Here is a 12,595-nt window from a genome sequence, read left to right on the forward strand (position 1 = left end):
CGTAGCCATTTTTTATAAAGTCTGTCCTGCGCAAAATAGTGAAGACGTTATTTTCGCTGAAAATGTGTTTGCATAACAAGAAATGAATTTAATTGATCCTGCAAAAATTTTATTTTAAATCAAAGATATGTAAGAAAATAAGCACATCCTGTTAAAAAACAGATGTGCTTATTTTTTAATTTCTATGCATTTTTACGTTTCAAGAAAATAACTCCACCAACAATTAACAGTAATGCGCCTGTAACCATAGAGATCCAACTTGTAAGATTAGTACCTGTTTGCGGTAACCATCCAATTTTAGATTGAATTTCTTGCTTAGGTTGTGGTTGTTCTTTTACTTGCTCGTTAGGCTGCTCTGGTGTTGGAGTATTTTTATCTGAATTTTGCTGTTCTGGTTTAGGTTGTTCCGGCTTTACCTCTTTAAATTTCACTGTTTGTCCCTTATCTTCAATTTCAGCGTGAATAGCTACTAATATATTATCTTGATACAGTTCTTCAAACACGACTACTTCTTTACCTTGTAATGCAGAAGCATTAAATGTGAAATCTAGTGTGATAGAACCATTCTTCTCTTTAGCAGTAAACTTTGATTCTACTGTTACTTCTTTACCATCAACTAATAATGGCTTGTTTGTTGCTTTATCCATTAGTTTACCTTTTACAACATACTCTTTGCCCGCGATTAAGTCTTTGTATTCCACTTTATCTTGGATTGTTACAGATTTAGAAATATCTAACTCTTTAGAACCATCAGCTTTGTTTGTTGCTGTCGTTTTTACTGATGGCTTAACGAACTTAACTGTTTGACCTTTATCATTGATATCAGCATGTGTCGTAACAACTTTTCCGTCTTTCAATAACTCTTCGAATACTACTACTTCTTTTTCTTCTAAACCAGTTGCATCAAAAGTGAAATCTAGTGTAATAGAACCATTTGCTTCTTTTGGTGTAAACTTCGTTTCAGCAGTTACTTCTTTACCATTTACAACTAATGGTTTATTAGTCTCTTTATTCATTAATTTACCTTTTAAAGTATACTCTTTGCCTACTTGTAGGTCTTTGTATTCCACTTTATCTTGGATTGTTACAGACTTAGACGTGTGCATTTCTTTTGTACCATCTGTTTTATCAGTAGCTTTTGTTTCTATTGAAGGAATCTTTTCATCTTTGACAATGTGTTTAATGATTTGACCATTCTCTTTAATTTCAAAAGAGAACGTTTCTTCATTTAATACATAACCTTTTGGTGCAACAGTTTCTTTATATGTGTATTTTCCAAATGGTAACTTTTCAAATTTAGCGATTCCTTTATCGTCTGTTTTTCCTTTTACTACTTCTTTTCCTGCTTCGTTATAAATCGTAAATTCTGCATTTGGAAGCTTGTTATTTCCATCAGCTACATCTACCTTTGTAATTTCTAGATCACCTTTGATAAGATGATTAACTGCCAATAACTCAATAATCTTCCCATGTTCCTTTATTTCGAACATAATTGGTTCTTTAACAAGAACGTAACCATGTGGAGAAGCCTTTTCTACAAATGAATATTTACCATACGCTAAATCTTTGACGTTAATCTCGCCATTTTTATCTGTCTTATATTCCCCAACTACTTTTCCACTTTCATCTTTCAATTCAAATACTGCACCTTCTAATTTTTTGCTAATATCTTCATTATCTACTTTTAGTAATTTTACACTACCTTTCACTTCGGTATTTTCCACTGTAAAAGTAAGTGTTTTATTGTGCTCTTTAATTTCAAAAGGATACTTTGTTTTATTTCCAATATATCCATTAGGTGTTTTTGTCTCTAAGAAATAATATTTACCATACGTAAGACCTTCAACGTTTGCAATTCCATTTTCTTTTGTTACTACTTTTTTCACTTCTTTTCCATCTTCAGTGAAGACTGTGAATTCAACATTTGGTAAAATCTTTCCTGAATCACTAAGCTTTTTAATTTCGATGCTACCTTTTACTTTGTTATTTACTATTTGGACAGCTCCTGTTTCTCCTGTCTTAACTTCAATAGTTTGTGGTTTATCATCTGAAACATAGCCTGTTGGTGCTTTAATTTCTTTTAATGTGTAAGTACCAATTGGTAAGTTGTTTAATTCTGCCATACCATCAGCACCAGTCGTGATTTTTCCGACTGATTCATTATTTACATTAAAGACCTCAAATACTGCACCAGCTAAAACTTCTCCATTTTCTCCAACCTTTTTAATTTTTAAAGAACCAGCTGCTTCCCAATTTACTGCAAGATCACTACTAAGCTTTTCTTCATTTCTCTCTAATAGTACTGTAGCATTCTGAACAGTATCCGTACCACGGTAAGCAATTGCTTGAACTTTAGTTAAATTAGCAGCTACACTTAAATTAAATTCACCCGTTTTTGTATTCTTAGGAATTTGGATACGAAATTTTTCTCCAACTGAAAGCTGATCTTTCACTTCTCCATTTTCACTAACAATTCTAACTCCATTAGGTGCATTTTTCGCTACTACCTTATAAGAACCACTCTTAGCATTTGTTTGTACTGAATATAGATTTGTTTCGAAGAATTCACCCTTTAATTCTGCTTTTTGCTTTTCAGCAGGAATCACATTCATAAAAACATCTTGAGTCTCTTCACTATTATTAGCATTACTAATAATAGCCTTAGCTGCTTTTTCAACATTTTTATTCTCATGTTTTAATTCATTTACATCGAGTTGACCTAATGCATTCCAAACCGCAAGTTGCGTTGCATAATGCGCTTCATTTTTATTAGCTACTCCCAGCTGTTCAGCACTTTTTTGCGGGAAACCATTTAATAAGACTCTATATACTACATTATCTGTTTTCCCCATTTCAGGAAGATCTTCACCATTTGGTGATTTTAATCCAAGGGTTAAGCAATAAGCAATTTGACCACTTGAATTTTTAATCATTTCAGTGCGAATGTACTTACCTAGACTATTACTATAACTCCAGTCCATTGAATATTTCTCATGCGTCATAACCTCTGCACTAGCCCTAGGTAAAAATACATTAAGGAATAATGCCAGTACTGATAATAATGTAAAAACTCTTATAATGACTCTCTTACCCAATTTTGTAACCTCCCTAGAATAAATTAATCCGAGTATATATCGCAATATCTAAAACATTCACGATCGACCCATTTATCATTATAAAACAATAAATTACAAATATTAAATAATTTTAATAAAATAGTCAAAAAATTTACACATTTTATTATTTATCAAGTTTTTTAACGAATTTACTATATACAAATTCTAAAACACGCCTACAATTTAAAAGACAAATATGTATGTTAAATATATAAATAGCAATTCCTTTACTCCAGTTATTAAGCTTTTCCCTATTAAAAATATCCTCTTCATTTTCTTGTTAACCTGAGTAACTTATACACCTCTTCTAATCTATTACACTCCTCCATTTAAATATAAAGGTGACTTCTCGTTCAAAGAATAAAGTGAAACTTTAATCCTCCCGATTCCCATCTAACTTCTTTGCTTTCATTGAATTTTTGGGCGGGAGTCTTACTGCCCCAAAATAGCGGGATACATTATGCAATATTGCATTTGATAATCTTTTTCAATGTAACTATAATGATTACAGGATTACTATTAATCCAATATTCTACATGGAGGTTTTATTATGTTTAAAAAAATTATTGTATCTTCTATGGCGCTTACTATGTTCGGTGGAGCTGCAACTATGCTAGAGGCACCTACTGCTCAAGCAGCTTCTTATAACTCAACGTCATCCTCTTACTTTGATGTCACTCCTGAAGAGGCCGTGGCTTTCTATCAATCTCAAGACTATAAAAAATTAAAAGTATTTTTGGATGACTTTGAAGCAAGAAACCCTTATACTCCAGGTGGAGGCTACGCTCAAGGGAGTGTACGTATGCAAAAATTCAACGATGCTCTTAGAGATGCAAAATTAACAAATGTCTACCAAGAATTTATTAGAATCTCATACTACAATCATTATCCAGAACCAAAATAATAACAACGGATTAAATGTTTATTATTTCTATAACTTAGCCTAATTTTAAATGTATAACCTAAAAATAATTACTAAAACCACTCATATAAGGGTGGTTTTTCTATTTCCCCATATAATTTAGCGGAATGTTACATCATCTTTATTTTAATATGTTTTATAGTAGACATTCTCTAGTTGACACAATCTAGTAGGTTAGCAATGGGAATATCAAAATATATTTATAATTATTTTCTGTTTAATAGCAAAAAACGAACACCCTCTCACAATTAGATAAGGTGCTCGTTTTCATTTTTATCGGTAATTCTCAATTCACTTTAGCTTCTTTCCAATAAGTAAAGATTAAATTAACTTAAAAACAAAGCGTTTTACATTTAATTCATAGATCTTACTGAAACTTGGAATTGCCCCTTAGAACCATCATCATTTGAAACGTAAATTTTATATGTTCCATTCGGCAATGGAGATAAAGCATTCCGTACATTTGTAACATTAATTTGTTGTTCTCCAGGTTTTATATAACCACCAACAATTAGCTCTGTATTTGGACCTTTTACACTATATCCCATTGTATTTTGACCATTATTTTTCATAGAAAAGCTTAAGTCAGTACTCCCATCATATACGAAAGAAGTTACAGCCTCGCCACTATAATCCATTGTTTGGGTTAATAATAAGTCTGCAGAAACATGTTCAACTACATGAATTGGATCATTCGTTTTGTGTACTTCTTCAGCATAAGTATTATTCCCTAACACACCAAGTGTTAATGCTGAAACTACTCCACAACTAAGCACTAGTTTATTTAACTTCATTTTAAGTTCCCCCTTGATGTTTGTATTCTATTACCATCATACATCCTTTTTTAAGTGCGTTTTTATGTAATAATTCATATCTATAAACCTATATATTTTAACTTTCCGCCTTAATAGTTATTGAGAAAGCCACATAGATAAAGCTACAATATTACACTTCATAAAAAACTTATAAATTTTAAAATCTTTTTCTAACAAAGTTTTATACGAGGAAGTACCAAAATACTCAAATAAATAGCATTTCTATTTCAGATAAAATGTACTAATAAAATTTTTCTAAAATTTCACTTTGTAATTTGATATATTCCATGTTAATATAACGAAGGCTACAAAACAAGAGTCACCACACATATCATTTTCACAGAATATTCATACTTAAAGAACCTTATTTTATCAGTAACTCAATCCCAATTTTACCTATACAAAAGTTAGTTTATAATTTCATATGCACATGAATTTAAATAGATTTTTTATCTATTATTTTTTCTATTTTCCTTATCGATTTTAATACGAGTAATATAACAGCACTTTTCAAGTACCCTTCCTTTTTAAATAAAAAGTCTACTAATACTAAACATCTTTGTCCAACTCATACATAATTCTACTTACAAACTATCGGAGATGCAAAACTATGGGAATTTCTACTCTTTTATTAAATACCTTTATTATAATAATTTGTATCCTTAGCTATCACGTACTCTGGCTAGAGTTTAAAGAAAAAATAACATGTAATAATATGTTATTTTCTATCCTTTCCTCCATTGCTATTATTTTTTGTATGACTTTTCCTTTTCATTTACATGTGGGATTTATTTATGATTTACGTTTTATTCCTATTATATTAGTTTTTCTATATGGAAATACAAAAAACATTGTTTTTATAGGAATTTTATATCTTTCTTACCGGTTTTACTTAGGAGGAAATGGCGTTCTTCCATCATTTATTATCTTCACTATTATTTTGGGTATAACAATGCTCTTTCGTTACTTATTACCTATGTATTTTAAAGAAAAAAAGATATTATTAAGCTTACTTCTTATTTTAGTATGTACAGCTTCACTTTCTATTTGCGGTATTGTAACTCAAATAAATACAGGAGGTAAAATAGACTCTACTCTCATAGAATTTTTATTAAATTATATAGTCATTAATATTTTCACAGTATTATTATCAGTTTATTTTATAGAGGAAATGATTGAGAAATATAAAATGAAAGAAAAACTGCAACGGGCTGAAAAATTTTATATAGCTAGCGAACTAGCAGCGTCAATTGCACACGAAATCCACAACCCACTAACCACGGTACATGGATTCACTCAATTATTAAATGAAAAACATGCCTCTAAGCTATCTCAGGAGCAATACTTAGAAATCATGTTAATTGAAATGCAGCAAATACAATCTACTATTAATAACTATTTATCTTTAACCAAACCACAGAACACCCTAAAAGAGAAAATAGATATTAATCACATTTTAAATCAGGTGAAAGATACTATTTCACCACTCGCTCTGTCATACAAAGTTGAAATCAAACAAAATAGTACAGATTCCTTTTATATAAATGGGGACCCCGAAAAATTCAAACTCTGTCTAAACAACATCATCCAAAACGGAATTGAGGCTATGAAAAATGGTGGATTATTACAAATAAATATACAAAAAGTAAAAGAAAATATCATAATTGATATTATTGATTCAGGAATTGGGATGTCATCTCAACAAATAAAACGAATTGCTTTGCCATTCTATTCAACAACAGAAAAAGGAACTGGGCTTGGTACTATGATTGCTTATAGTATTATTAGAGAATTAAACGGAGATATAGAGATAGAGAGTGAATTAGGTAAAGGGACACGTTTTTCTATTAGTATCCCTTGCTAACGTGATAACAATTTTCTATTTAGTTAATTACATAAAAGGATCAGAGTATATCTATTGTTACAGATATATTCTGATCCTTTAGTTTAATTCAATTAAAAACACTTAATATTTATAACTTTTCTTACATCGTGATGAAATACTAGTTCATCGATTTTATCTCATTTACTGATTAGATTTGTTTAATGTAAATATAATATCTCGCGATACTTAATTTGTTATTATCATTAGGGACATTTCCTGCAGTTGTTTTTTCATTAAAGTACAGACCTTGTGCCATTCATTGAAAAAGACAACTCCCTTTTTACTACTTCACTTCCACCGTATAATTACCTGTTCCACCACCATACTGATACACATGTAAATAATACTTCCCTGGATACGTGTAGTAACTACCTACTAGTTTATTCCCTTGTTGCTGAGCATACGTAACATAATTATTTAAATCTGCTTCAGAATAAAGTACCCAGTTCATTCCGATATTATTTTCATTCGTTACGTTAATTTGAAGGTTTTTAGCATTCTCCACATTAATTTCAAAGAAGTCACTTGTATCGCCATTTCCTAAACTAGCACGTAAAACTTGATTTAACTGCAGTTTGTTTGCTGTTTGGAATGAGTTATTCGGTTCTTTTTCTACACTGTTATCTTCTTTCTTTTGAACAGTTACAGTCGCTGTAGCAGTATTAGTTGCTCCTTTATCGTCTGTTACTGTTAATTTAGCCGTATACGCTCCTTCTTTTGTATATACGTGAGTTGGATTTTGCTCATTACTTACTGCTCCATCACCAAACTCCCATTTATATGAAATAATTTTCCCATCTTCATCTTTTGATCCGTTGCTTGTAAATGAAATTGCTTCATTTACATTTCCACTATACGGACCGTTTATAACCGCAACTGGTGCTTTATTCTCTGCCCCTTCTTCCGTATCAATACCATGGAACACAACATCATATTCAAATTGTCCTGATGCATTCACGCGATAATTTACGAAGTATGCTGTTACTGTTTTATAGCCTGTCCATTCCTTTACACTTAAATGTTTTAACGTATCATTAACGTTTTGTGTAATTGTTTTCCAATCTTCATATTCTCCTTTTGCTGCAGTTCCTGTATATGTTCCTTGTAGTGTGAATGTATTAAAGAACTGTGATTTATTTTTCTTCACTGATACATTTTTCAATTTTGCTTCCGCTGTTATTTCTGCTGCAATATCTGAAACTGGCTTCGATGCATGATTCGCTAAATAATCGTCTGATACTAATGGCACATTATACTTCTCACGATTATCAACTAGCATTTGCATATAGTCTTGATATTCTTTATTTAAATTCGCATCTTTACTTAATGTAGAGCGATATGCATCATATGCTGTTACATCATTTTTCCTAATAAGATCATGTATTTTATCGAACATATCATATCTCTTATTGTACATATACGATTGTAAAGCAAAGGAATAATTATAGAAATCCCACGTTCCATACTTTGCATTTAACGTTCGCTCTGCCGTATAACGCTCTGCTGGATTTGAAGATAATCCTCCTATAATACTCTTTCTCGGTACAACATTATCCGTTCTCGTTGCCCCTGCAAAAAATTCAGCATTCCCTTCTTCAAACCAAGATAATCTTTCATTTTCATATATTTTCCCTTGTCCCCATAACCCTGGTACTTCATATCTACCTTGTAAATAATGCGTGAACTCGTGTCTGAATAATTCTTCTAAACTATAAATACTTTCTTCTGGCGTACGCTCATAAGTAAAGAACGTACCTGTTCCTTCTATATAAAGACCACCGTTATTCGTTTCATAACCGTACAATTGACGATTAAATTGATATTCTGCTGGGCTATTATAAATAACCATCGTTAGTACATCATCAGGATTTCCTTTTTCTAAAGGTTGATCACTTTCAACCGTACGATGGAATTGTGCCTTCACTTCTTTTGCCGCCCAATATAAACGTTTTACTTTTTCTTCTGTCACTTTATCTCCAGCTTTTAAAACAATTGCCCCATCATCAAACGTATACGTTTTTGGCAAATATTTTTTCTTTCCATCTTCTCTTATTTGATCTAAATTCACCACTTTACCATTTGCATCTTTTCCGCCATAATTCGTTGCGATTTGCTCAGCAGCTACGAAATATTGCTCCCCTAAATACGGATAAATTTTCATCGCATCTGTTACAACTTGTAACCCTTTCGTTCCTGTACTATGGAATGTACCGAGTCTACCTGTATAATAAATGCCATTATTAATAAGCCAACCGTTTTTTGCTGTAATCGTTCCCATTAATGCAAAACAACTTAGTTCATTAATATAACTATCTATTTTCTGATACCATACTGTATCTTTCGGTGCTTTCCTCGTATCGTACAAATACGATTGAATGTCGTAATCAACACCTTGCATAATATCGTAAATAGCATTTCCAGCTGAAAGATTATCTACTAATGTAGAAAAATTATCATTATATTGTTTAAAAATCTTTGCAGCTGATGTTATCGTTTCCACATCACTCGAAGCGTTTCCTATTAACTTTCCGTATGATGATACCACTCTATTTTGCTCTAATGTACCCAGCTTGAAATTTGAATTGTTAGCTATCGCTTTTAATGCAGGTAAGCATTTATCATGATAACTCCGTTCATTTAATTTACTAAGTTCCGAATTATAAAATCCTAAATAAAATCCTGAACGCAATACCTCCACTAATGTCTCAATCCCTTTTGAATCATCCTTCGTATAGGCTTGTCCTTGCTGCTTCAATTTATCAATAATCGCCTGCATCCTACTATCATTTTGATAGAATGCTAGACTGTCTGTATTAAACTGAAATAGCCCCGTAATTTGCTCCCAATCAATTGTTACAAGTAAATCTACTAACTGCTGATTGCTTAATTGATTTAATTCAGCAATTGTATAAGTTTTCGCTACAGCTAATTGCTTACTTTCTTTTTTCACCTCAGGTGGTCTTTGTGATAAATCGGCAAATTGTAGCCTTTTCTCAAAAGACTTGCTTTCGAGCACTTTCGATGAATGAGCTAATTCTTGTACTGGTAGTTGTACACCGACTGGCTCCATTTTGAGCACATTTCGATAAGAAACTTGCTCTCCCTTAGTATCTTCTGCCAAACTGACCCCTTGAAAACTCCCTAACATTAAACTAGCAAAACTTACCCCTACTAACATTTTCTTTGAATAGCTTTTCATGCTCTCCCCTACCTTACATTTTTAGTGTCCCGCTCCATTATTTTACTATTTTTACTTTTTGTCCTGTATTGAGAAAAAATAAGGTAACGTTCACACATATATTCATTTCATGTAAAATTAACGCTTGACTTTCCGTGCATTTTAGATCAAAAAAAGATAGATAATAGCAAAATTTCTGCTACATCTATCCTCGTTTTCAACACTATGATTTTAACTTTATAAACGTAACTTCCGGTAATGTTTGCATATGCTGAATAAACTCATTCTTTTCTTCTGACGATATATTTTTCAGCTGCATTCCTACCTTATAAACAGTTTCTGTACCTTGCTGTGAAGCTTCCACCTCATATGAGAGTATTGGGATGCCTTTCACTTGTAGTGTTTCTAATATTTGTTGTATCGCTTCATGTTTATTTACAAACATTTGCACTGTTATATTTTGTGGAAATAGAAATTGCACCTTAAAAATACGACTTACAATTTCTAAACCAATTAAAACGAGAATCGTCGCTCCAATGCCTACTACATACATTCCCGCTCCAATTGCTAATCCTATACCGGCAGTAGCCCATAAACCAGCCGCGGTCGTTAATCCTTTCACCGCCTGCTTTTGAATAATAATTGTGCCTGCACCTAAAAAACCAACTCCACTAACGACTTGTGCTGCAATCCGACTTGGGTCTAGAGACGTATGCTCTTCATACACAATATCTGAAAAGGCATATTTCGAAACAACCATTATTAACGCACTTCCTACCGCTACGAGGAAATGAGTCTTTAATCCAGCTTCTTTCGATCGAATTTCTCTTTCAATACCAATCATTGCTCCTAACAAGCCAGCAACACCGATTCGTATAATAAAATCAAAATCTACACTCACGGGCACTTCCCCCTTTCATTCATTATAGATAGATAAAACAAAAATTATCACAAACATCCATTTATCACCATGAAAGAATACCACTAAAATACACTTAATACTCCGACTATTTTATGTTAATATTTAAAATATTAACATAAAATAAATAACTCCTGATTTTAAACCTTCACTAATTTTCTAAAAAACCAAAGGTGGATTGCATGAAATTAGGTTGAGAAATTTTAGAAAACGCTTTCATTTTGTTTCATAATTTTTTATAAAAAATACATAAATAAAGGAGCTTACTAACAATGAACGTCTCGTTACTTACACCTACTACTGATTTACAAGAAGAATACTTAGATTTCTATAACGAATGGAAAGATAGCGGTGAAACAATGATCCCGTGGGTTATCTCAAAAAATCCTGCCAACTTCCCAGCTATGGTTCAAGAACTTCTCGATGCGCATAACGGAATAAATATCCCTGAAACTTGGGTACCAGACTCTACATATTGGCTTGTTACAGATGAAAATAAAATTGTGGGAGCTGTTAATATACGTCATAGTTTAACCGAACATTTATTTAACGCTGGCGGTCATATTGGTTATGGCATTCGCCCTTCTGAAAGAAGAAAAGGTTATGCTACGAAGTTACTAGCATTATCATTAGAAAAAACGAAGGAATTAGACATCACGAAAGTACTTGTCGTTTGCGACGCAGTGAATACCGCTTCTGAAAAAACGATTTTACATAACGGCGGGCTTCGTGATGATGATTTCACTGAGGAAGATGGGAATGTAGTAAGAAGATATTGGATTGAGCTATGAATGATCACAAATAAGCGAGAAAGTGATTATACACTTTCTCGCTTATTTTACACTGCTTCTATTTCAAACTGCACTGTAATACCACTTGGATCTACCACCACAAACCCATTTGTAGTTTCATTTATTTCATGTTGTTTTTCTATTAATCTTTCTTTCACTTCATCTAACGCTTCTTTATACGGTAGTACAATCGTATACACCTTTAGCCCAGTTGCATGTACTGGTGGGTGTGGATTGTTTACTCCGTTCCACGTATTTGCACCAATATGGTGATGATATCCCCCTGCTGAAATAAATAAGCAATCCTCTTCACGCTGTTGTACTTCAAAACCTACTGTTTCCACATAAAATTCATGTGATTTCTCTACATCAGCTATTCGTAAATGTACGTGCCCAACGACAGTATTAGCAGGCAAACCATCAAACTCATAATCAACGAATGTTGCCAATTCTTTTAAATCAAGTGGTGTACTTCCTCCTGGCCCTTCTCCCCATCAATCGCGCGGACGGTCTGCATAAATTTCAATACCATTCCCCTCTAAATCTTGCAAATAAAAAGCTTCGCTATATGTATGATCACTTGCACTATTAAACCTTGAAATTGGTAAAATTTCATTTGAATATGTATAACGCCCTTCTTGCTCAGCCGGGCTGTCAATTACATTCTTATTACGAAGAACCCCAAATAGCGCAGAAGCAAAAGCTTCACGAGTCGGAACTAAAAAGGCTACATGATATATACCAGTCGTACGCGGTTCTTGCAGTACCCCGTCCTCTAACTTTTCAAGAACAAGTAACGCATTCTTTCCACCTTTTCCAGATAAATATGCTTTATTCCCCTCTTGCTTAATTACCTCTAATCCTACAACATTCTCATAAAAAGCAATTTGACGCTCTAAATCTTTCACTTTAAATTCAACATGACCAATACGTGTTTTCGGATGAATTTTTACCATGAATAACTTCATC

General features: G+C 32.6%; 7 protein-coding genes and 1 pseudogene. 3 read left to right on the top strand and 5 right to left on the bottom strand.

From position 1 onward, the window contains the following. Nucleotides 1–182: 182 nt before the first annotated feature. Entirely contained in the window at nt 183–3,095 is a 2,913-nt protein-coding gene (locus ACTFR3_RS05060; RefSeq protein ID WP_440044219.1) for a SpaA isopeptide-forming pilin-related protein, read from the bottom strand. 571 nt (nt 3,096–3,666) lie between these two features. Here ACTFR3_RS05060 and ACTFR3_RS05065 point away from each other — a divergent pair. Beyond that, the gene (locus ACTFR3_RS05065; protein ID WP_000473483.1) at nt 3,667–4,020 is read left to right on the top strand and encodes a hypothetical protein; all 354 of its coding nucleotides are present in this window, start codon (nt 3,667–3,669) and stop codon (nt 4,018–4,020) included. A gap of 371 nt (nt 4,021–4,391) precedes the next feature. Here ACTFR3_RS05065 and ACTFR3_RS05070 read toward each other — a convergent pair whose 3' ends face one another. Then, complete coding sequence (locus ACTFR3_RS05070; protein WP_000773522.1) at nt 4,392–4,832, bottom strand: hypothetical protein; 441 nt, start codon at nt 4,830–4,832, stop codon at nt 4,392–4,394. Between the two features lie 631 nt (nt 4,833–5,463). Between ACTFR3_RS05070 and ACTFR3_RS05075 the strand changes: the two genes are divergently transcribed. After that, the gene (locus tag ACTFR3_RS05075; RefSeq protein WP_000513034.1) at nt 5,464–6,717 is read left to right on the top strand and encodes a sensor histidine kinase; all 1,254 of its coding nucleotides are present in this window, start codon (nt 5,464–5,466) and stop codon (nt 6,715–6,717) included. Nucleotides 6,718–7,021: 304 nt separating this feature from the next. Here the strand turns inward: ACTFR3_RS05075 and colA are convergent, their stop codons facing one another. Both colA and ACTFR3_RS05085 read right to left on the bottom strand, forming a co-directional pair. Then, nucleotides 7,022–9,937: a collagenase ColA gene (colA, locus tag ACTFR3_RS05080; protein ID WP_440044220.1), complete on the bottom strand. Its 2,916-nt coding sequence runs from the start codon at nt 9,935–9,937 to the stop codon at nt 7,022–7,024. Nucleotides 9,938–10,139: 202 nt separating this feature from the next. After that, entirely contained in the window at nt 10,140–10,817 is a 678-nt protein-coding gene (locus ACTFR3_RS05085; protein ID WP_000109728.1) for an MgtC/SapB family protein, read from the bottom strand. 290 nt (nt 10,818–11,107) lie between these two features. Here ACTFR3_RS05085 and ACTFR3_RS05090 point away from each other — a divergent pair, with 290 nt between their 5' ends. Then, nucleotides 11,108–11,626: a GNAT family N-acetyltransferase gene (locus ACTFR3_RS05090; RefSeq protein ID WP_001103118.1), complete on the top strand. Its 519-nt coding sequence runs from the start codon at nt 11,108–11,110 to the stop codon at nt 11,624–11,626. Between the two features lie 47 nt (nt 11,627–11,673). On the opposite strand, the pseudogene ACTFR3_RS05095 reads toward ACTFR3_RS05090, so the two are convergent. Next, nucleotides 11,674–12,582: pseudogene (locus ACTFR3_RS05095) on the bottom strand (VOC family protein). Between the last annotated feature and the right edge of the window lie 13 nt (nt 12,583–12,595).

It is taken from the genome of Bacillus cereus group sp. MYBK14-1 (assembly GCF_051916885.1).
Classification (GTDB): Bacteria; Bacillota; Bacilli; order Bacillales; family Bacillaceae_G; genus Bacillus_A; species Bacillus_A cereus.